The sequence below is a fragment of the Pseudomonas sp. G1002 genome (genome assembly GCF_013385455.1).
In the GTDB taxonomy this organism is placed as follows: Bacteria; Pseudomonadota; Gammaproteobacteria; order Pseudomonadales; family Pseudomonadaceae; genus Aquipseudomonas.
In genome coordinates, this window is record NZ_JACAPY010000051.1 from 83,172 (window position 1) to 105,084 (window position 21,913).

23 protein-coding genes are annotated in these 21,913 nt (G+C 61.7%); all 23 read right to left on the bottom strand.

The window, feature by feature from the left end; genetic code table 11:
- Position 1 precedes the first annotated feature (1 nt).
- The 23 genes from HX801_RS29020 to HX801_RS29130 all read right to left on the bottom strand — a co-directional run bounded on the left by HX801_RS29020 (position 2) and on the right by HX801_RS29130 (position 21,621).
- Positions 2–397 (bottom strand): DUF2802 domain-containing protein, encoded by a 396-nt coding sequence (locus HX801_RS29020; RefSeq protein ID WP_008434800.1) that lies wholly within the window; start codon positions 395–397, stop codon positions 2–4.
- Positions 398–880, bottom strand: coding sequence for a chemotaxis protein CheW (locus HX801_RS29025; protein ID WP_177023221.1), 483 nt, complete (start codon positions 878–880; stop codon positions 398–400).
- A 73-nt stretch (positions 881–953) separates the two neighbouring features.
- Positions 954–1,757, bottom strand: coding sequence for a CheW domain-containing protein (locus tag HX801_RS29030; protein WP_087694323.1), 804 nt, complete (start codon positions 1,755–1,757; stop codon positions 954–956).
- A gap of 151 nt (positions 1,758–1,908) precedes the next feature.
- Positions 1,909–2,697, bottom strand: a complete 789-nt coding sequence (locus tag HX801_RS29035) for a ParA family protein (RefSeq protein ID WP_003210643.1) — start codon at positions 2,695–2,697, stop codon at positions 1,909–1,911.
- 51 nt (positions 2,698–2,748) lie between these two features.
- On the bottom strand, positions 2,749–3,636 hold the full coding sequence (gene motD, locus HX801_RS29040; protein ID WP_003210644.1) for a flagellar motor protein MotD: 888 nt from the start codon (positions 3,634–3,636) through the stop codon (positions 2,749–2,751).
- Between the two features lie 15 nt (positions 3,637–3,651).
- Complete coding sequence (locus HX801_RS29045) at positions 3,652–4,392, bottom strand: flagellar motor protein (protein WP_003210645.1); 741 nt, start codon at positions 4,390–4,392, stop codon at positions 3,652–3,654.
- Entirely contained in the window at positions 4,392–5,513 is a 1,122-nt protein-coding gene (locus tag HX801_RS29050; RefSeq protein ID WP_008434810.1) for a chemotaxis response regulator protein-glutamate methylesterase, read from the bottom strand. Before HX801_RS29050 ends, HX801_RS29045 begins: the two co-directional genes overlap by 1 nt.
- Positions 5,514–5,562: 49 nt before the next feature.
- Positions 5,563–7,779 (bottom strand): chemotaxis protein CheA, encoded by a 2,217-nt coding sequence (locus HX801_RS29055; protein WP_177023222.1) that lies wholly within the window; start codon positions 7,777–7,779, stop codon positions 5,563–5,565.
- An 11-nt stretch (positions 7,780–7,790) separates the two neighbouring features.
- Positions 7,791–8,579, bottom strand: coding sequence for a protein phosphatase CheZ (locus tag HX801_RS29060; RefSeq protein ID WP_003214538.1), 789 nt, complete (start codon positions 8,577–8,579; stop codon positions 7,791–7,793).
- A gap of 18 nt (positions 8,580–8,597) precedes the next feature.
- On the bottom strand, positions 8,598–8,972 hold the full coding sequence (locus HX801_RS29065) for a chemotaxis response regulator CheY (protein ID WP_005790040.1): 375 nt from the start codon (positions 8,970–8,972) through the stop codon (positions 8,598–8,600).
- A 170-nt stretch (positions 8,973–9,142) separates the two neighbouring features.
- Positions 9,143–9,883, bottom strand: a complete 741-nt coding sequence (fliA, locus tag HX801_RS29070; protein ID WP_008434817.1) for an RNA polymerase sigma factor FliA — start codon at positions 9,881–9,883, stop codon at positions 9,143–9,145.
- Positions 9,880–10,713 carry a flagellar synthesis regulator FleN gene (fleN, locus tag HX801_RS29075; protein ID WP_003192912.1) on the bottom strand — a complete coding sequence of 278 codons (834 nt, stop codon included), beginning with the start codon at positions 10,711–10,713 and terminating at the stop codon, positions 9,880–9,882. Before fleN ends, fliA begins: the two co-directional genes overlap by 4 nt.
- Positions 10,714–10,833: 120 nt before the next feature.
- Positions 10,834–12,150 carry a flagellar biosynthesis protein FlhF gene (gene flhF / locus HX801_RS29080; RefSeq protein WP_177023223.1) on the bottom strand — a complete coding sequence of 439 codons (1,317 nt, stop codon included), beginning with the start codon at positions 12,148–12,150 and terminating at the stop codon, positions 10,834–10,836.
- 11 nt (positions 12,151–12,161) lie between these two features.
- On the bottom strand, positions 12,162–14,276 hold the full coding sequence (gene flhA, locus HX801_RS29085; protein WP_218165981.1) for a flagellar biosynthesis protein FlhA: 2,115 nt from the start codon (positions 14,274–14,276) through the stop codon (positions 12,162–12,164).
- A 388-nt stretch (positions 14,277–14,664) separates the two neighbouring features.
- Complete coding sequence (flhB, locus tag HX801_RS29090) at positions 14,665–15,801, bottom strand: flagellar biosynthesis protein FlhB (protein WP_008430191.1); 1,137 nt, start codon at positions 15,799–15,801, stop codon at positions 14,665–14,667.
- 3 nt (positions 15,802–15,804) lie between these two features.
- Positions 15,805–16,581 (bottom strand): flagellar biosynthetic protein FliR, encoded by a 777-nt coding sequence (fliR, locus tag HX801_RS29095; RefSeq protein ID WP_003214551.1) that lies wholly within the window; start codon positions 16,579–16,581, stop codon positions 15,805–15,807.
- Positions 16,582–16,594: 13 nt separating this feature from the next.
- On the bottom strand, positions 16,595–16,864 hold the full coding sequence (gene fliQ / locus HX801_RS29100; RefSeq protein WP_003214552.1) for a flagellar biosynthesis protein FliQ: 270 nt from the start codon (positions 16,862–16,864) through the stop codon (positions 16,595–16,597).
- 3 nt (positions 16,865–16,867) lie between these two features.
- Entirely contained in the window at positions 16,868–17,611 is a 744-nt protein-coding gene (gene fliP, locus HX801_RS29105; protein WP_003214554.1) for a flagellar type III secretion system pore protein FliP, read from the bottom strand.
- A complete protein-coding gene (fliO, locus tag HX801_RS29110; protein WP_023659254.1) occupies positions 17,611–18,045 on the bottom strand; it encodes a flagellar biosynthetic protein FliO in 435 nt (144 codons plus the stop codon). Before fliO ends, fliP begins: the two co-directional genes overlap by 1 nt.
- A 1-nt stretch (position 18,046) precedes the next feature.
- A complete protein-coding gene (gene fliN, locus HX801_RS29115) occupies positions 18,047–18,514 on the bottom strand; it encodes a flagellar motor switch protein FliN (protein WP_003214557.1) in 468 nt (155 codons plus the stop codon).
- 34 nt (positions 18,515–18,548) lie between these two features.
- Entirely contained in the window at positions 18,549–19,517 is a 969-nt protein-coding gene (gene fliM, locus HX801_RS29120) for a flagellar motor switch protein FliM (protein WP_003214559.1), read from the bottom strand.
- 9 nt (positions 19,518–19,526) lie between these two features.
- Positions 19,527–20,027: a flagellar basal body-associated protein FliL gene (fliL, locus tag HX801_RS29125; protein ID WP_003214560.1), complete on the bottom strand. Its 501-nt coding sequence runs from the start codon at positions 20,025–20,027 to the stop codon at positions 19,527–19,529.
- 223 nt (positions 20,028–20,250) lie between these two features.
- Positions 20,251–21,621 (bottom strand): flagellar hook-length control protein FliK, encoded by a 1,371-nt coding sequence (locus tag HX801_RS29130; protein ID WP_177023225.1) that lies wholly within the window; start codon positions 21,619–21,621, stop codon positions 20,251–20,253.
- Positions 21,622–21,913 lie beyond the last annotated feature (292 nt).

The window sequence follows — 21,913 nt, forward strand, 5'->3', positions numbered from 1 at the left end:
TTCAGTTGTCCTTGTGCAACCGGCTCATCAACTGCGCTTCAGCCTGGGTCAACCCGCAGGACTGGGTCAGCTCATCCACCGTGGCGCCCATGCCCACCAGCTTCGCCGCCTGGGCGAATGAGAGGCTCGACGGGTCACGCTGCTCGAGTGCCGACAGCTTGTCCGGCAACGGCGCCAGCACCGAACGCAGCTCGTGCACTTCATCACCCACACGCACCGCACTTTGCTGGAAGTGGTCGACCCGCTTGGCCAGCTCCAGGATCCGCCGGTCGCGCACAGCGTCGCGCTCGACTTGTCGAGTGGCCAATTCCCGTTGCTGGCGAACATAACGCAGCAGGAAGCCCAGGGTCCCGGCCCAAAGGATGGCCAGGACGATCACCGCTACCTCAAGAAACAATCAGATATTCTCCAGGTCCTGCCACTCTTCTTCGCTCATCATCTTGTCCAGCTCAACCAGAATCAGCAGTTCGCCGTTCTTGTTGCAGACACCCTGGATGAACTTGGCCGATTCTTCGTTGCCGACGTTCGGCGCAGTCTCGACTTCGGATTGGCGCAGGTAAACCACTTCCGCCACGCTGTCGACCATGATCCCGACCACTTGCTTGTCGGCTTCGATGATCACGATGCGGGTGTTGTCGTTGACTTCGGTCGGCACCAGGCCAAAACGCTGGCGGGTGTCGATCACGGTCACCACGTTGCCGCGCAGGTTGATGATGCCCAGCACATAGCTCGGGGCACCCGGAACCGGAGCGATTTCGGTGTAGCGCAGCACTTCCTGCACACGCATCACGTTGATGCCATAGGACTCGTTGTCCAGCTTGAAGGTGACCCATTGCAGGATTGGATCATCCATACCTTGTGCGGACACTGACTTGTTCATACTCCAGACCCCTTCAAATACCGTTGGTTACGGTGTGCGTTCTTGGGCAGCGCTGTAGCGCTGCTGCTTGTTATCAAGTGCGTTTGTTGAGCGGCATCGCTTTTACCGCGCCGCTGGCAATCAACTCCGCCAGTTCGGCGACGTCCAGCAATGCGCACATGTGTTCGATCACAGTGCCCGCCAGCCATGGCCGCTGGCCACGGTGGCTGCGCCATTTGATTTCGTTCGGGTCCAGGCGCAATGAGCGGCTGACCTGATGCACCGCCAGTCCCCACTCGTAGCCCTGGACCGAAATAACGTATTGCAGGCCCTGGCGGAAGTCATCGCGGTAGCGGTCGGGCATCACCCAACGCGCAGTGTCCAATACCTTCAAGTTGCCCTGCTGGCTCGGCAGGATCCCGAGGAACCAATCCGGCTGGCCGAACAACGGCGTCAACTCCTGGCCTTCCAGGGAGTAGATCGAACCCAGGCACACCAGCGGCACGGCCAGGGTCAACCCGGCGACATCGAACAGCAAACATTCGAACGGCTCCGCAGCCCACACCGGGCGACCGTCGCCCTGTACCGGCGGCGGCGTGATGCTCGGCGGGAGGTGAACCTCAACCACCGGTTCGACCACCACAGGCGCAATCACCACAGGCTCGACGGGCACAGCAACCGGTACAGGAACGGCTACGGGAACCACCAACGCATCACGGGCCTGTTCTTCCAGGACCGCCAGCTGAAACTCGTCCAGGGCAGCAGGTTCAGGCTCGATGACTTCATCGAGGATCAGAATCGGCTCCGGCATCTCCTCGGTGGCGTCCTGGAGCAAAGCGTCCAGGTAGGACTCCAGCGCCAGTTGCGGCCGGGTCTTGAAATCAACGGGACGGTTCATCTGTATGCCCACGCGCAAGCCCCATCAACCCTGTATTCAGAGGTTATCGGCCTGTGAGTGTCCGGACTTGAATCGAGAGCCGGTTTGGTCAGGAAAACCGCGGCGTCTGCATCGCTGGCAAGCCAGGCTCCTACAGGGCTGTTTATGACCATCATGCCACCTGCGCCACAAGTTGCTGGGACAACAGGTGCTTGAGCAACGCCCGATACGCCAGCACCCCACGGCTCTTGCCGTCGAACTGCGACGGCGTCAGCCCTGCCCGGCTCGCATCCCGCAGGCGCGTGTCCACCGGGATGTAGCCTTGCCAGATGGTGTCCGGATAAGCATCGCGCAATACCCGCAAGGTGCCGAGGGACGCCTGGGTACGGCGGTCAAACAGGGTCGGCACGATGCTGAACGGCAGCGCTTGCTTGCGCGAGCGGTTGATCATCGCCAGGGTACTGACCATCCGCTCCAGGCCCTTGACGGCCAGGTGCTCGGTCTGCACCGGGATCACCAGCTGTTGGCTGGCGGCCAGGGCGTTGACCATCAGCACGCCGAGCAACGGCGGGCTGTCGATGATCGCGTAGTCGAAGTCCTGCCACAGCTGCGCCAGGGTCTTGGCGATCACCAGGCCCAGGCCGCTCTGCCCCGGCGACTGGCGCTCAAGGGTGGCCAGGGCGGTGCTGGACGGCAACAGCGAGATCTTTTCATTGCTGGTAGGCAGCAACAGTTGCCCCGGCAAGTCGGCCGGCACGCTGCCCTTGTGCAGGAACAGGTCGTAGCAACTGTGTTCCAGGGCATCCGGGTCATAGCCGAAATAGCTGGTCATGGAGCCGTGGGGGTCCAGGTCGACCACGACCACACGCTTGCCGGCCTCGGCCAGCAAGCCGGCCAAGGCGATGGACGTGGTGGTTTTACCGACACCACCCTTTTGATTGGCAACTGCCCAGACTCTCATTCGGATTGTTCCTCCCGGCAGGCACAGGCTCGACCGAGAAATTGCATGGGGTTATAGAGCCGGTGACGGAGAATTGACGGCACTCCCGCGAACCGGCGCCTTTACGGGCGCTGGTGCAGTTTGTGTGCCAGCCCGCTTCAAGGCGGCATCCGGTGTTGCATTGGCAGTGCCGGTACCGGTCAGGCTGCGGCGTACGTCCAGGTTGCGCGACACCACCAGCACCACCCGACGGTTGCGCGCACGGCCTTCCGCCGTGGCGTTATTGGCCACCGGCTGGAACTCGCCATAACCCACCGACGCCAGGCGCCCGGGGTTCACACCCTGCATCGCGAGCATTCGTACAATACTCGCCGCCCGGGCCGAAGACAGCTCCCAGTTGGTCGGGTACTGCGCGGTACTGATCGGCAGGTTATCGGTAAAGCCTTCAACGTGGACCGGGTTTTCAAACGGCTTCAGGATCGCCGCCACCTTGTCGATGATGGTAAACGCCTGGTCGCTGGGCATTGCATCGGCACTGGCGAACAGCAGGCTGGAATTGAGCTCGATCTCGACCCACAACTCATTGCCGCGCACGGTCATCTGGTTGGAGCTGATCAGGTCGCCAAAGGCAGCGCTGATGTTATCGGCGATGCTTTTCAGCGGGTCGCTGGTGCCACCAATGCCGGCGGCGGTTTCATCGCTGTCGTTGACCAGCGGCTTGGCCGGGGTCACGGTCTTGGGGCGTTCTTCGCCAATGGGTATCGGCTTGAGGGCGCGGTCAGCGTCGTTGAACACGCCAATCAGCGCCTGGGAAATGACTTTGTACTTGCCTTCGTTGATCGAGGAAATGGAGTACATCACCACAAAAAACGCGAACAGCAACGTAATGAAGTCGGCGTAGGACACCAGCCAGCGTTCATGGTTGACGTGTTCTTCAGGCTCGCGGCGGCGACGGCTCACAACAAATACCTCCCATCAATCCATGAAGCCCTGGAGCTTCAATTCGATGGAGCGCGGGTTTTCACCCTCGGCAATCGAGAGGATGCCTTCGAGCAACATCTCGCGATAACGCGACTGGCGCAGGGCGATCGACTTGAGCTTGCTGGCCACCGGCAACAACACCAGGTTGGCACTGGCCACGCCGTAGATGGTGGCGACGAACGCCACGGCAATCCCGCTGCCCAGTTGCGACGGATCGGCCAGGTTGCCCATCACGTGGATCAAGCCCATCACCGCACCGATGATGCCGATGGTCGGCGCGTAGCCGCCCATGCTTTCAAAGACTTTGGCAGCGTTGATGTCGCGGCTTTCCTGGGTGTAGAAGTCCACTTCGAGGATGCTGCGAATCGCTTCCGGCTCGGCGCCGTCCACCAGCAGTTGCAGGCCTTTGCGGGCGTAGCTGTCGGGCTCGGCATCGGCCACGCCTTCCAGCCCAAGCAGGCCTTCCTTGCGCGCCGTGAGGCTCCAGTTGACCACGCGGTCGATGCCGCCCGGCAAGTCGACACGCGGCGGGAAGATAATCCAGATGAGGATCTGCATCGCGCGCTTGAACGAACTCATGGGCGACTGCAACAACGCCGCGCCCACGGTGCCGCCGATCACGATCAACGCCGCCGGGCCGTTGGCCAGGGCGCCCAGGTGGCCGCCTTCGAGGTAGTTGCCGCCGATAATCGCGACAAACGCCATGATGATGCCAATCAGGCTCAATACATCCATCAGAGGCAAGCCTCCACCAGGTGCTTGCCGATGTCGTCCAGGCTGTAGACGGCGTCGGCCAGGTCGGCCTTGACGATGGCCATGGGCATGCCATAGATCACGCAGCTGGCTTCATCCTGGGCCCAGATCGCGCTGCCGCCCTGCTTGAGCAGGCGCGCGCCTTCACGGCCATCGGCGCCCATGCCGGTCAATACCACCGCCAAAACTTTGTCGCCGTAGGATTTGGCCGCGGAACCGAAGGTGATATCCACACACGGCTTGTAGTTCAGGCGTTCGTCACCCGGCAGGATTTTGATCGCACCACGGCCATCGACCATCATTTGCTTGCCACCGGGGGCCAGCAGCGCCAGACCCGGACGCAGGATGTCGCCATCCTCGGCTTCCTTGACGCTGATGCGGCACAGCTTGTCCAGGCGCTCGGCGAACGCCTTGGTGAACGCGGCCGGCATGTGCTGGATCAACACGATCGGCGCCGGGAAGTTCGCCGGCAATTGGGTCAACACCCGCTGCAAGGCCACCGGGCCGCCGGTGGACGTACCGATGGCCACCAGTTTGTAGGCCTTGCGCTTGGGCGCAGGTGAATGTGCGGCGGGCGCAGCCGTACGCACCGGGGCGGCGGCCGGGCGCGCAACCGGTGCCGGCGCCGGGCGACCAAAGGTGCTCGGGGCGGCCGGTGGCGGCGTAACGGGAGCGGGCGCCGGCGCACTGAACAGGCTGCGACGGTTACTGCGGGAGATGCTGTGCACCTTCTCGCAGAGCATCTGCTTGACCTTCTCGGGGTTGCGCGAGATGTCTTCGAAATTCTTCGGCAGGAAGTCCACCGCGCCGGCATCCAGCGCATCCAGGGTGACCCGGGCGCCTTCGTGGGTCAGCGAGGAGAACATCAACACCGGCGTCGGGCAGCGCTGCATGATGTGCCGCACCGCCGTGATGCCGTCCATCATCGGCATCTCGTAGTCCATGGTGATCACGTCCGGCTTGAGCGCCAGGGCCTGATCGATCGCCTCTTTGCCGTTGGTGGCCGTGCCGACCACCTGGATATTGGAATCCGATGAAAGAATTTCCGAGACGCGGCGGCGGAAGAAACCCGAATCGTCCACCACCAGGACCTTGACTACCATAAACACTCCGTTAGGCCGGGCGAGGGACAACCGCCCTGCCCGGGCCGAATCAAATACGCCGTGCGGCGTAACGCTTGAGCATGCTCGGAACATCCAGAATCAGCGCGATCCGACCGTCACCGGTAATGGTCGCACCCGACATGCCCGGGGTTCCCTGCAGCATTTTGCCCAAAGGCTTGATGACCACTTCTTCCTGGCCCACCAGTTGATCGACCACGAAGCCGATACGCTGGGTGCCCACGGAAAGAATCACCACATGGCCTTCGCGCTGCTCTTCATGCTTGGCCGAAGCCACCAGCCAGCGCTTGAGGTAGAACAGCGGCAACGCCTTGTCGCGCACGATCACCACTTCCTGGCCGTCCACCACGTTGGTGCGCGACAGGTCGAGGTGGAAGATTTCGTTGACGTTGACCAGTGGGAAGGCGAACGCCTGGTTGCCCAGCATCACCATCAGGGTCGGCATGATCGCCAGGGTCAACGGCACCTTGATGACGATCTTCGAGCCCTGGCCCTTGGTCGAGTAGATGTTGATCGAGCCGTTGAGCTGGCTGATCTTGGTCTTCACCACATCCATGCCCACGCCACGGCCCGACACGTCGGAAATCTCGGTCTTGGTGGAGAAGCCCGGGGCGAAGATCAGGTTGTAGCACTCGGTGTCGGTGAGGCGGTCGGCGGCGTCCTTGTCCATCACCCCACGCTTGACTGCAATGTTGCGCAGTACCGTGGGGTCCATGCCTTTGCCGTCATCGGTGATCGACAGCAGGATATGGTCGCCTTCCTGTTCGGCCGCCAGGATCACTTTGCCCTGGCGGTTCTTGCCCGAGGCTTCGCGCTCTTCCGGCGTCTCGACACCGTGGTCGACCGCGTTGCGCACCAAGTGGACCAGCGGATCGGCCAGGGCCTCGACAAGGTTCTTGTCGAGGTCGGTTTCTTCACCCACCAGTTCCAGGTTGATCTCTTTCTTGAGCTGGCGTGCCAGGTCGCGAACCAGGCGCGGGAAACGGCCGAAGACTTTCTTGATCGGCTGCATCCGGGTCTTCATGACGGCGGTCTGCAGGTCTGCGGTGACCACGTCGAGGTTCGACACGGCCTTTTGCATGGCCTCGTCGCCACTGTTCAGGCCCAGGCGCACCAGGCGGTTACGCACCAGCACCAGTTCGCCGACCATGTTCATGATGTCGTCCAGGCGCGCGGTATCAACCCGCACGGTGGTTTCGGCTTCACTGGCCGGTTGCTTGTCCGGGGTCGGGGCAGCCGTGGCAGCCCGGGCCGGGGCTGGAGCCGGAGCCGGAGCCGGAGCCGCTTTCGCTGCGACAGGCGCGGCAGCCTTGGCGGCAGGAGCCGGTGTTGCGACAGCCGCGGCAGCAGCCGGTGCAGCAGCGCCGACCACTTCGGTGAACTTGCCCTTGCCGTGCAGTTCATCCAGCAGGGCTTCGAATTCGTGATCGGAGATCAGTCCATCGGCGGCCGGCGCAGCAGCGGGTGCCGCAGGCGCGGCGGCCGTTGCGGCGACTTCCGGCAGAGCCTCGGCGGCAAACGAGCCTTTGCCGTGCAACTGGTCCAGCAGCGCTTCAAATTCGTCGTCGGTGATTTCATTGCTGACGGGCGCCGCGGCTTCCGTTGGCGCTGGCGCTGCGGCCACCGCGTCCGGGGCAAACTGGCCCTTGCCGTGCAACTGGTCGAGCAACGACTCGAACTCGGCGTCGGTAATGTCTTCGGTGGTCGGCACCATGGCCGGCGCACTGGCTGCCGGCGCTTCGGCTTCGGCCTTGACGGCGTTCAGCGAGTCCAGCAGTTGTTCAAATTCGCTGTCGGTCACGTCGCCCGCAGGCTCGGCAACCGGCTCAGCCACCGCTTCCACCACGGGAGCGTTGGCCGCAGGTTCCGCCAGGCGCGCCAGGGCGGCCAGCAGTTCCGGCGTGGCGGCAGTGATCGGTGCGCGCTCACGCACTTCACTGAACATGCCGTTGACCGCGTCCAGTGCTTCCAGGATCACGTCCATCAGTTCCGAGTCGACGTGCCGCTCACCCTTGCGCAGGATGTCGAACACGTTCTCGGCGATGTGACAGCACTCCACCAGCTCGTGGAGCTGGAGGAAGCCGGCGCCCCCTTTTACAGTATGAAAACCGCGAAAAATTGCATTGAGCAGGTTCGCATCATCCGGTCGGCTTTCCAGCTCGACCAGTTGTTCGGACAGTTGCTCTAAAATTTCGCCGGCCTCTACAAGGAAATCCTGAAGGATTTCTTCATCGGCGCCGAAGCTCATGGGTGTGCTCCTTAGAAGCCTAAACTGGACAGCAAATCGTCTACGTCGTCTTGCCCGGATACAACGTCTTCACGTTTATCGGCATGAATCTGCGGACCTTCACCCTTGGCGAGGTGTTTTTGTGGATCTTTTTCAGAAAGGATCGCTGCGCGGTCATGTTCGATGCCGGCAAACCGGTCGACCTGGCCCGCCATCAACACCAGTTTGAGCAGGTTGCTTTCCACTTCGGTGACCAGTTGGGTCACACGCTTGATCACCTGACCGGTGAGGTCCTGGTAATCCTGGGCCAGCAGAATGTCATTGAGGTTGCTGGAAACCGTGCGGTTTTCCTGCTCGCTGCGGGACAAAAAGCCCTCGACCCGACGCGCCAGCTCACGAAACTCCTCAGCGCCCACTTCCCGACGCATGAACCGGCCCCAGTCAGTGCTCAGGGCCTTGGCTTCACTGGCCATACCGTTGACCAGAGGCGTGGCGTTTTCCACCAGGTCCATGGTGCGGTTGGCCGCCGCCTCAGTCAGCCTGACCACGTAGGACAGGCGTTCGGTGGCATCCGTGATCTGCGAGATTTCCTCGGCCTGGGGCATGTGCGGGTCAATCTGAAAATTGACTATCGCACTGTGCAACTCACGGGTGAGCTTGCCCACTTCCTGGTACAGGCCGCGGTCACGGGTCTGGTTGAGCTCATGGATCAACTGCACCGCGTCGCCGAACTGGCCTCTTTCAAGGCTTTCGACGAGTTGATGAGCATGTTTTTTCAGGGTCGACTCAAAGTCGGCCTGCGATGATTCTTTATGCTCCATAGCTCCCCCGTGGCAGCATCAATGACCGATGCGTTCGAAGATCTTTTCGATCTTCTCTTTCAAGGCCAGTGCAGTGAATGGCTTGACCACGTAGCCGTTGACCCCGGCCTGGGCGGCTTCGATGATCTGTTCACGCTTGGCTTCAGCGGTCACCATCAGCACAGGCAGGCTGCGCAGTTTTTCATCAGCGCGCACGTGGCGCAGCAGATCGATACCGGTCATGCCCGGCATGTTCCAGTCCGTTACCAGAAAGTCGATGCTCCCGCTGTTGAGGATCGGAATCGCCGTAATACCGTCATCCGCCTCGACCGTGTTAGTGAACCCAAGGTCACGCAACAGGTTTTTTATGATCCGCCGCATCGTTGAGAAGTCATCAACGATGAGGATTTTCATGTTCTTGTCCAATTCGACCTCCAAGCAGTCTTAAACGCGCCCAGCACCTGGGCGCGCCATATCAATCAACAGGCGTTACACAAAAAGGACTACCGGGGGCGCACCACGGGCCAAGCCCGTCCGGGCGCAGGGCCTGGACGGTATCGTTCGCAGTGTCCCCACACTGCCTGTCAGCGCGCTCGCCACTCTCCCAAACGCCCCCGCAAGCGGGCCGCGCACTGGCTGTGTAACTGGCTGACCCGCGATTCGCTGACTCCCAGGACCTCACCGATTTCCTTGAGGTTCAGCTCTTCGTCGTAGTACAGCGCCAACACCAGTCGCTCACGCTCCGGCAAATTGGCTATCGCGTCCGCCAGCGCGCTCTGGAAGCGTTCATCTTCCAGGTCCCGTGACGGTTCGAGATGGGCACTCGCGCCGTCCTCGTGCAGCCCTTCATGTTCGCCATCCTGTAAAAGGTCGTCGAAACTGAACAGCCGGCTGCCCAAGGTATCGTTCAAAATCCCGTAGTAATCGTCGAGACTCAATTGGAGTTCGGCCGCAACTTCATGATCTTTAGCGTCGCGACCGGTTTTTGCTTCAATTGAGCGAATTGCGTCACTCACCATCCGCGTATTGCGGTGCACTGATCGCGGCGCCCAATCACCTTTACGCACTTCATCGAGCATGGCCCCACGGATACGGATACCCGCGTATGTCTCGAAACTCGCGCCCTTGCTCGCGTCGTACTTGGTCGACACTTCAAGCAGGCCGATCATCCCGGCCTGGATCAAGTCCTCGACCTGCACGCTGGCAGGCAAGCGCGCCAGCAGGTGATAGGCAATGCGCTTGACCAGGGGCGCATAGCGCTCGATCAATTCGACTTGACTGTCACGTGCCGACTTCTTGTAAAGGTTGTAGCCGCTGGCTGTCATAGCACCGGTCCTGCGCTCGTCTGATGCACCAATCGCTCGACGAAAAACTCCAGATGCCCCCGGGGATTGGCGGGCAACGGCCAGGTATCGACCTTCTGGGCAATAGCCTTGAACGCCAATGCGCACTTCGAACGAGGGAACGCTTCATAGACCGCACGCTGCTTTTGCACGGCCTTGCGCACACACTCGTCGTAAGGAACTGCGCCAACGTATTGTAAGGCGACATCGAGGAAGCGATCCGTGACCTTGGTCAACTTGGCGAACAGATTCCGCCCTTCCTGCGGGCTTTGGGCCATGTTGGCCAGCACGCGGAAGCGGTTCATGCCGTAGTCGCGGTTGAGCAGTTTGATCAGGGCGTAGGCGTCGGTGATCGAGGTGGGTTCGTCGCACACCACCAGCAACACTTCCTGGGCTGCGCGCACGAAACTGACCACCGACTCGCCGATCCCGGCGGCGGTGTCGATCACCAGTACGTCGAGGTTGTCGCCAATGTCGCTGAACGCCTGAATCAGGCCGGCGTGTTGCGCCGGGCTCAGGTGCACCATGCTCTGGGTGCCGGAAGCCGCCGGCACGATGCGAATCCCGCCGGGGCCTTGCAACAGTACGTCGCGCAGCTCACAGCGGCCTTCGATGACATCGGCCAGGGTATGTTTGGGCGTCAGTCCCAGCAGAACGTCGACGTTCGCCAGCCCCAGGTCAGCATCCAGCAGCATGACGCGACGGCCAAGCTCTGCCAGGGCCAGGGACAAATTCACTGACACGTTAGTTTTTCCGACGCCACCTTTGCCGCCGGTCACCGCGATCACCTGTACGGGATGCATGCTGCCCATTTTATTTCTTTACCTTGTCTTGCTTAGACGCAGGCTACATAAGTTGGCCGCGCGAACTGCTGGCAGGCCATCGATGTAGATACTTTTCACTGTCATTTTTAAATAGAAAGCCATGATGCCTCAGCCAACTCGCTTGTTCGGGCTGTGGTAGAGGTCAGCAAACATGTCAGCCATAGCTTCCTCACTGGGTTCTTCCTGCATTTGCACGCTGACAGCCCGGCTGACCAACTGATGACGGCGCGGCAGATGCAGATCATCCGGGATCCGCGGCCCGTCGGTCAGGTAGGCGACCGGTAATTCATGACTGATTGCCAGGCTCAATACTTCGCCCAGGCTTGCCGTCTCATCCAGTTTAGTCAGGATGCAACCCGCCAGCCCGCAGCGCTTGTAGCTGTGGTAGGCGGCGGTCAATACCTGCTTCTGGCTGGTAGTGGCAAGCACCAAATAGTTTCTGGATTTGATCCCGCGCCCGGCCAGGCTTTCCAGCTGCATGCGCAGGGCCGGGTCGCTGGCTTGCAGGCCGGCGGTGTCGATCAGCACCACGCGCTTGCGCAGCAATGGATCGAGGGCGTTGGCCAGGGACTGGCCCGGGTCGACGTGGGTCACCGGCACATTGAGGATGCGGCCCAGGGTCTTGAGTTGTTCCTGGGCGCCGATACGGTAGCTGTCCATGCTCACCAGCGCGATGTTCTGGGCGCCGTACTTGAGCACGTAACGTGCGGCCAGCTTGGCCAAGGTGGTGGTCTTGCCCATGCCGGCCGGGCCGACCATGGCAATCACACCGCCTTCTTCCAGGGGTTCGATTTCCGGGGTGACGATCATCCGCGCCAGGTGGGCCAGGAGCATGCGCCAGGCCTGGCGAGGTTCTTCAATTTGCGTGGTCAGTTGCAGCAGGTCGCGGGACAACGGGCCGGACAGGCCAATGCGTTGCAGGCGACGCCACAGGTTGGCCTGTTGTGGCTGGCTGCCCTGCAACTGGTTCCAGGCCAGCGAACCCAGCTGCACTTCCAGCAGTTCACGCAGGCCGTTGAGTTCGAAGCGCATCGAGTCGAACACCCGCTGGTCTACCGCCGGCGCCGGGGCTGGCACAGCAGGACGCGGTGGTTCAACAAAAGTCGGCTCTACCAGCGGCTCGGACGCGGTCAACGGCAGCCCGGCAAACAGCTGGCGATTGGTGGAGGCGTCGCTGTCGCCACGCATGCTCAGTTCAGCCTGGGCCGAGACAATGCGCGAAGCGGTCTTGCGCAGCTCGTCTTCCAGTTCCATGTTCGGCACGCGCGGCGCCAGGGCCGAGGGTTTGTAATCCAGGGCAGCCGTCAGCTCCACACCGCCGGCAATACGACGGTTACCGATAATCGCAGCGTCGGCGCCCAACTCATCACGTACCAGTTTCATGGCCTGACGCATATCGGCGGCGAAAAAACGCTTCACTTGCATATCCCACTACCTCAGCCGTTGGGCCCTACTGTCGCGACGATAGTCACTTGCTTATTGTCAGGAATTTCCTGGTAAGCCAATACGTGCAAATTCGGTATAGCCAGGCGTCCAAACCGCGACAACATCGCCCGGACGGGGCCAGCCACCAGCAGGATCACCGGATGGCCTTCCATTTCCTGGCGCTGCGCGGCCTCGATCAACGAACGTTGCAGCTTCTCTGCCATGCTTGGCTCCAGCAACACGCCCTCATCAGCGCCCTGCCCAGCCTTCTGAATACTATTGAGCAATATTTGTTCCAACCTTGGTTCCAAGGTGATAACAGGCAGCTCGGAGTCAAGCCCTACAATGCTTTGGACGATTGCACGCGACAATCCGACGCGCACTGCGGCCACCAGGGCGGCAGTATCTTGACTCTTGGCGGCATTGTTGGCGATAGCTTCGGCAATGCTGCGAATGTCCCGCACCGGCACCTGCTCGGCCAACAGCGCTTGCAGCACCTTGAGCAGTTGCGAGGTGGTCAGCACACCCGGTACCAGCTCTTCGGCGAGTTTTGGCGAGGCCTTGGCCAGCAATTGCAAGAGTTGCTGGACTTCTTCGTGGCCAATCAGCTCGTGGGAGTGCTTGTACAGAATCTGGTTGAGGTGGGTGGCGACCACAGTGCTGGCGTCGACCACGGTGTAGCCCAGCGACTGCGCCTGGCTGCGCTGGCTGATTTCGATCCATACCGCTTCCAGGCCAAAAGCCGGATCTTTGGCGGTAATCCCGTTGAGGCTGCCAAACACCTGGCCCGGGTTGATCGCCAGTTCGCGGTCCGGGTAGATCTCGGCCTCGGCCAGAATCACCCCCATCAGGGTCAGGCGGTAGGCGCTCGGGGCCAGGTCGAGGTTGTCGCGAATGTGCACGGTGGGCATCAGGAAGCCCAGGTCCTGGGACAACTTCTTGCGCACACCCTTGATCCGCGCCAGCAATTGCCCACCCTGGTTGCGATCCACCAGGGGAATCAGGCGGTAGCCGACTTCCAGGCCGATCATGTCGATCGGGGTCACGTCGTCCCAGCCCAGCTCCTTGGTTTCCAGGGCGCGGGCCGGCGATGGCAGCAGTTCCTGCTGGCGCGCCACTTCCTGCTGGGCAATCACCTTGATGTTGTTTTGTTTTTTCCAGAACAGGTAGGCACCGCCGGCGGCCATGGCGGCCATGCTCAGGAACGAGACATGGGGCATGCCCGGCACGATGCCCATGATCGCCATGATGCCTGCCGCCACCGCCAGCGCCTTGGGCGAGGCAAACATCTGCCGGCTGATCTGCTTGCCCATATCTTCGGAGCCCGAAGCACGGGTCACCATGATCGCCGCAGCTGTAGATAACAACAGTGATGGCAATTGCGCCACTAAACCGTCACCGATGGTCAGCAGGGCGTAAACCTTGCCGGCGTCGCCGAAGGTCATGCCGTGCTGGAAGATGCCGACCGCCATGCCGCCGATCAGGTTGATAAACAGAATCAACAGGCCGGCGATGGCGTCGCCGCGCACGAATTTGCTGGCACCGTCCATGGACCCATAGAACTCGGCTTCCTGGGCGACTTCAAGGCGACGGGCCTTGGCCTGGTTCTGGTCGATCAGGCCGGCGTTGAGGTCGGCGTCGATCGCCATCTGCTTGCCGGGCATCGCGTCGAGGGTAAAACGCGCGCTCACCTCGGAAATCCGCCCGGCGCCCTTGGTCACGACCACGAAGTTGATGATCATCAAGATCGCAAAAACCACGATACCGACCACGTAGTTACCGCCGATCACCACCTCGCCGAAGGCCTGGATCACCTTGCCCGCGGCGGCGTGGCCGTCCTGGCCGTGGAGCATCACCACCCGGGTGGAAGCCACGTTAAGCGCCAGCCGCAGCAGGGTGGCGATCAGCAGGATGGTCGGGAATACCGCGAAATCCAGCGGCCGCAGGGCGTATACGCACACCAGCAATACGACGACCGACAGCGCAATGTTGAAGGTGAAGAACACATCCAGCAGGAACGGCGGCATCGGCAACATCATCATTGCCAGCATCACCAGCAGCAACAACGGCACACCCAGATTGCCTCGCGAGAGGTCAGTCAGGGTGCCACGGGCCGTGCTGAGCATTTGAGAGCGATCCACCGGTATTCCTCGTTTCCTTGAAGCAAACTTTTGACGCCGGAAAGCGTCCTGGAGGCGGTATTGCAAGAAGCCTTCCAACTTTTGCTTGAGGAAGCAGATCGTTCCGGCGGCCAGCAACGACATACCGCCGCGTGCACATCACCTGTGGCGAGGGAGCTTGCTCCCTCGCCACGCTGATTGAGGTAGCGCCCTCGCCCGCGACTTACACGGTGCGAGATGCAATTGCGGGAACGCTCAGGGGGATTTCTGTTGTTTGGGCGGACGCCTTCGCGAGCAAGCCCGCTCCCACATTTGACCGCGTTTCTACAGGATATACACGGTCAAATGTGGGAGCGGGCTTGCTCGCGAAGAGGCCAGGAGGGACGCTACAAAATCAGGAATCCCGACGCAAATCCGGCGGAATCGGCAGGTCTTTGAGCGGATCCGGCCGCTTGCCCTTGCCCGCCCGGTACTGGCGGATCTGATACACGTACGCCAACACCTGAGCCACCGCCAGATACAACCCGGCCGGAATTTCCTGGTCCAGGTCGGTGGAGTAGAAGATCGACCGCGCCAACTCCGGCGATTCCAGCAGCAGGATGTCATTGGCTACCGCAATCTCGCGGATTTTCAACGCCGTGAAATCACTGCCCTTGGCCAGCAACATCGGCGCCCCACCCTTCTCCGGGTCGTACTTGAGCGCCACGGCGTAGTGGGTCGGGTTGGTGATGACCACATCAGCATCGGGCACCGAGGCCATCATCTTGCGCTGGGACATCTCGCGCTGCAGCTGGCGAATCCGCTGCTTGACCTCGGGCCGGCCTTCCTGGTCCTTGTGCTCGTCGCGCACTTCCTGCTTGGTCATCAGCAGTTTCTTGTGGCTTTCCCACAGCTGGATCGGCGCATCCACCGCAGCAATGATGATCAGCCCGCAGGCCATCCACAGCGAACTCCAGCCCACCACTTGCACACTGTGGATGATCGCCAGCTCGATCGGCTCATGGGCGATGCGCAGCAGGTCGTCGATGTCGGACGACAACACCGTCAACGCCACAAACAGGATCAGGATGAACTTGGCCAAGGCCTTGAGCAGTTCCACCAGGGCCTTGGTGGAAAACATCCGCTTGAGCCCGGCCGCCGGGTTCATCCGGCTGAATTTGGGCGCCAGGCTGCCGGCGGCAAACAGCCAGCCGCCGAGGGAAATCGGGCCGATCAGGGCCGCCAGCAACAAGGTGATGAGGATCGGCTGCACCGCGAGGATCGCGATCTTGCCCGAGTGCAGCAGGTACAAACCCATGGCCCCCGGGCTCAGCAGCACGTCGCGGGGCAGGGAGAAATTCAGGCGCATCAACTCCATCAGGTCCAGGGCCAGGCCACCGCCATAGATCAGTAGGCCGCCGGAACCGGCGAGCATGATCGCCAGGGTGTTGAGCTCTTTGGAGCGGGCAATCTCGCCCTTTTCCCGGGAGTCCTTTTTACGTTTCTCCGTGGGGTCTTCTGTCTTGTCCTGGCCACTCTCGCTCTCGGCCATGGCTTACCGCGCCCGCGCCAAGTCACGTAAAAACTGCAAGGCGTCGGTCGCCAGCGGTTGATACTGATTGAGAATGTCAGCCATGCCGACCCAGAAAATCCCCATGCCCAGCACCAGGGTCAACGGGAAACCGATGGAGAAGATGTTCAACTGCGGCGCCGCCCGGGTCATCACGCCAAAGGCGATGTTGACCACCAGCAGCGCAGTGATCGCCGGCAATACCAACAGCAGGGATGCACCGAGCACCCAGCTCAAGCGCCCCACCAGCTCCCAGAAATGATTGACCACCAACCCGCTGCCCACCGGCAAGGTGGTGAAACTTTCGGTCATCACCTCGAACACCACCAGGTGGCCGTTCATGGCCAGGAACAGCAAGGTCACCAGCATCGTCAGGAATTGCCCGATCACCGCCACCGACACGCCGTTGGTAGGGTCGACCATGGACGCGAAGCCCATGCCCATCTGGATCGAGATGATCTGCCCGGCGATCACGAAGGCCTGGAAGAACAGCGTCAGGGAGAAGCCCAGCAAGGCGCCGATGATGATTTGCTCGGCGATCAGCATCATTGCACTGAGGTCCAGGGCATTCACCGGCGGCATCGGCGGCAAGCCCGGCACGATGACCACGGTGATCGCCACCGCGAAATACAGGCGGATGCGCCGTGGTACCAGGGTGGTGCCGAACACCGGCATGGTCATCAGCACGGCCGTGACCCGGAACAACGGCAGGATGAACGAGGCCACCCAGGTGCTGATCTGGGTGTCGGTCAAGGCCAGCATCGAATTCACGGGGTCAGCCGATCAACTGCGGAATACTGCCGTACAGCTGCAGGATGTATTCCATGAAGGTTTGCACCAGCCACGGGCCGGCGACGATCAGGGTGATCAGCATCACCAGCAGGCGCGGCAAAAAGCTCAGGGTCTGTTCGTTGATCTGGGTCGCGGCCTGGAACATCGCCACCAACAGGCCCACCAACAGGCTCGGCACCACCAGTACGGCGACCATCATGGTGGTCAGCCACAGGGCTTCGCGAAACAGGTCGACTGCTACTTCTGGCGTCATGGCCTACACCCCACCGAAACTGCCGGCCAGGGTGCCGATAATCAGCGCCCACCCGTCCACCAACACAAACAGCATGATCTTGAACGGCAGCGAAATGATCAGCGGCGACAGCATCATCATACCCATGGCCATCAGCACACTCGCCACGACGAGGTCGATGATCAGGAACGGAATGAAGATCATGAAGCCGATCTGGAACGCGGTCTTCAACTCCGAGGTCACGAACGCCGGCACCAGGATGGTCAGCGGCGCCATGTCGGGGCTGGCGATGTCGGTACGCTTGGACAACCGCACAAACAACTCAAGATCGCTGGAACGGGTCTGCGACAGCATGAAATCCTTGATCGGGCCCTGGGCCTTGTCGATCGCATCCTGGGCGGTCATTTTCTCCGCCAGGTACGGTTGCAGGGCTTGCTGGTTCACCTTGTCGAACACCGGCGCCATGATGAACAGCGTCAGGAACAGCGCCATGCCGGTGAGGATCTGGTTCGACGGCGTCTGTTGCAGGCCGAGGGCCTGACGCAGGATCGAGAACACGATGATGATGCGGGTGAAGCTGGTCATCAGCATCACGAACGCGGGGATGAAGCTCAGCGCGGTCATGATCAGCAGGATCTGCAGGCTGACCGAATACTCCTGCGCGCCCGCCGCGTTAGTGCCCAGGGTGATCGCCGGGATCGACAACGGGTCTGCTGCGTACGCCAGCGGCGCTGCCAGCAACAGCATGAGCGTCAATAAAACGCGCATTACTTCTTATCCTTCTGATCCTTGCCCAGCAACTCCATGAGGCGCTGGGCGAATTCCGGCGTGGCCGCTTGAGTCTGGGCCACTTCCACAGGCGACTTGAGCACGTGCAACGGGGTGATGCGGCCGGGGGTGATGCCCAGAAGGATCTGCTCGTCGCCGACCTGCACCAGCACCAGCCTGTCCCGCGGGCCAAGGGCGCGTGAACCCACCAGCTCGATGACCTGGGCATTGCCCGGGCCGATGCGCTGCACGCGGCGCAGCACCCAGGCGAGCACGAAGATCAGCCCCACCACCAGCAACAACCCCAGCACCAACTGGGTGAGTTGCCCGCCCACACCGCTGCCGAGTGCCGGCGCAGCCGCCTGGGCAACCGGTTCTGCTGCCATTACGCTCAAGGGCAGCGTCGATAACAGTCCTACCAATGAGCGCTTCATATCAACGCAACTTCTTGATGCGTTCGCTCGGGCTGATCACGTCGGTCAGGCGGATGCCGAACTTCTCGTTGACCACCACCACTTCGCCATGGGCGATCAGCGTGCCGTTGACCAGCACGTCCAGCGGCTCGCCGGCCAGGCGGTCCAGCTCGATCACCGACCCCTGGTTGAGCTGCAGCAGGTTGCGGATGTTGATTTCGGTGCTGCCGACTTCCATGGAGATCGACACGGGAATGTCGAGGATCACGTCCAGGTTCGGACCGTCGAGGGTCACCGGGTCATTGTTCTTCGGCACGCTGCCGAACTCTTCCATGGGAAGGCGGTTGCCAACCGGTGCAGTGGCCGCATCGGCCGCCAGCAGTGCATCGATATCGTCCTGGCCGACATCGCCGGTTTCTTCCAGGGCAGCCGCCCACTCGTCAGCCAGGGCCTGGTCTTCGGCGGAAGTGTTTTCGTGTTCGGTAGCCATTACATGTCCTCGGCGGAGCAGAAATTAAGGTGGATCAGCGACGGTTGATCGGTTCGATCACTTGCAACGCCAGGTTGCCTTTGTGAGAACCGAGCTTGACCTTGAACGACGGCACGCCGTTGGCGCGCATGATCAGTTCTTCCGGCAGGTCGACGGGAATCACATCCCCCGGCTGCATGTGCAAAATATCCCGCAAACGCAGCTGGCGACGGGCCACGGTGGCGCTCAGGGGTACGTCGACGTCCAGCAGGTCTTCGCGCAGGGCTTTCACCCAGCGTTCGTCCTGGTCGTCGAGGTCGGACTGGAAACCGGCATCGAGCATCTCGCGCACCGGCTCGATCATCGAGTACGGCATGGTCACGTGCAGGTCGCCGCCGCCGCCATCGAGTTCGATGTGGAAGGTGGAGACCACAATGGCTTCGCTGGGGCCGACGATGTTGGCCATGGCCGGGTTCACTTCCGAGTTGATGTACTCGAAATTGACTTCCATGATCGCCTGCCAGGCTTCCTTCAAGTCGATGAAGGCCTGCTCCAGCACCATGCGCACCACCCGCAACTCGGTCGGGGTGAATTCACGGCCTTCGATCTTGGCGTGACGGCCATCGCCGCCGAAGAAGTTGTCCACCAGCTTGAACACCAGCTTGGCGTCGAGGATGAACAGCGCGGTGCCGCGCAGCGGCTTGATCTTCACCAGGTTGAGGCTGGTGGGCACGTACAGCGAGTGCACGTACTCACCGAACTTCATCACCTGCACGCCGCCCACCGCCACGTCCGCCGAGCGGCGCAGCATGTTGAACATGCTGATACGGGTGTAACGGGCAAAACGCTCGTTGATCATTTCCAGGGTCGGCATGCGTCCACGGACGATGCGATCCTGGCTGGTCAGGTCGTAGCTTTTGACGCTGCCGGGCTCGGCAGCCATTTCGGTCTGTACCAGACCATCGTCGACGCCATGGAGCAGCGCATCGATTTCATCCTGGGACAGCAGGTCCTGCACGGCCATGTCGTGATCCTACTGCAATACGAAATTAGTGAAGAGCACCTGCTCGATCACCGGTTTGCCGACTTCCTTCTGGGCCACTTCCTGCACGCTGGCAGTGACCTTCTGGCGCAGCATTTCCTGGCCCACCGGGGTGGCGAGGGTGTCGAAGGGTTGGGCGGAAAACAGCATCACCAGGTTGTTGCGGATCACTGGCATGTGCACCTTGAGGGCATCCAGGTCTGCCTGGTTACGCGCCAGCAGGGTAATGCTCACCTGCAGGTAGCGTTGACGGCCGTTCTGATTGAAGTTGGCGACAAACGCCGGCAGCATCGGCTCGAAGATTGCCGGTTGCTTGACGTTGGGGTTGACCTCGGCCGTGGCGGCCGGTTTGCTCTGGGCACTGTGCATAAAGTACCAGGTAGCCCCCACGGACAAGCCGATCGCCAGCAACAAGGCCAGGACAATCAGCAGGATAAGCTTGAGCTTGCCCTTGCCTGCGGGTGCTTTTGCTGCGTCGTCGCTCTTCGCCATGCCAATAATCCGTCACTATTCTGGGATTCATAGTTCTGGGGAAAGGCAAGAGCAAGTGTTATGCCAGAGTTGTCAGTTCGGTCACGGTTTCGCCGACACTGCAAAACCAATGTGGGAGCGGGCTTGCTCGCGAAAGCGGTGGATCAGCACCTGTAACGGTGACTGACACTCCGTATTCGCGAGCAAGCCCGCTCCCACATTTTGATCATCGCCAGGCCTCGGATCAGGCGTAGTAGTCCACGGCACTGGAGCCAATCACCGACTGCACCACCGGCGCGGCCACTTCAGCCACCTCACCGATACCGCCGCCATCAACCCCATCACCCCGCCCGCCACTGCCGCTGACGCCGCGAGCCTGGTTCTGCTGTTGCTGGTCCTGGCCCTGCTGCCCCTGCCAGCCACGGGACTGGTCCGACACGTTGACGTCGACCTGGCCCATGCCCTGCTGGGCAAACATCTCCCGCAGGCGGCCCGACTGGCTTTCCAGGGCTTCACGCACCACCGCATGGCCGCTCATGAAGGTGACTTGCGCCTGCTGGTCGGCGGACATCTTCACGCTGATGTCCAGGCGACCCAGTTCAGCGGGCTGCAACTGGATCTCTGCCGACTTGAGGTTGGCGCTGGACAGGTACATGACCCGGTTCACCACCTCATCGGTCCAGCCACTCTGGTGCATGGCCAATGGCGCGTTGGCCACCGGCGGCAGGGCATTCGCAGTTTTCGGCGTGGCAGCCTGGGTCAGCGCGGCGAGGCGGTTGGCGAAGTCATCGACACGGGTGTCGCTGCTGGCGTCCTTCAAATCCTTGAGGCCGCCGTCGATCAGACCGGCAAAGGCTTTGTCGCCGCCCTGGTCGGTGCTGTCCTTGGACGCTTGCTGGTCGACCATATTGGCCAGGCCTGTGACGAAGTTTTGCGCGGCGGTCGGCTGATCCTGGGTCGGGGCCGGGGCGGTTTTTGCCGGGGCCTGGCTGCTGGCGGACACGTGTCCGCCCTGTTCCATGGCCAGGCGCACGGCGGGCATTGCATCCAGCGGATCGGCCTCGGGGTCGAAGGCGGGCTTGGCGTCGTCGGTCGCGGCCATCGGTGGCGCCACGACTGGCTGGTTTTTGTCATCCTTCGCGGTGGCCGGCGTCGGGGTCTCGACGGGCGCCGGCGTAGCGGGGATGGGGACAGGGACTACCGCGGCTATCAGCGCCGGGTCTACGGCAGGGTCGACCGGAGGTTGCTGGGCCAGAGACGGATCGTCTGCCGGGGCATCGTCGTCTGACTTGGCGGTGGTGTCCGGGGTGTCCGCCTTGGCCGGCGGGGCGGCAGGCAAAGTCTTGCCGTTATCGGCAACCGATGGGGTGCCGGCGGCAGGCTTGTCGTTGTTGGCGGCGGGCTTGGGGCTGTTGTCCGCAGGCTTGTCGCGGGTGGATTTGATGGGGGTGTCGACAGGTTTTGCCGCAGGCGCAGGGGCCTGGTTGGCGAACACCTGAGCGAAGCCCGGGGCCTTGTCCCGCGGGTTCGCAGCCACTGCCGGTGGATTGGCAGCGGGCGCTTGAGGCTTGGCCGCAAGGGCTGCCTGAAGGAGCGAATTCGGGGTGATTGCCATAGTCAAGAGTCTCCGCCGCACAGGGGTCGAGGGTGCGGTAACAGGAGGTAGAGCAAGAGTTGGGCCAGGTTTTGGTTTAAGGGTGTATATCCGTTATTTGCGTGATGGCTTGTATGGGGTCTTGAGTGTTGAAGAGCAAAAGCAAAAGCAAAATCTAAAGCGGGCACGGTCCAAATGTGGGAGCGGGCTTGCTCGCGAAGGTCGTTAACGATGACGCGGGCATTCTGGATGAACGCGGCGCTCTCAGGTTTTTCGCGAGCAAGCCCGCTCCCACAGAAAAGCAGATCTGCTT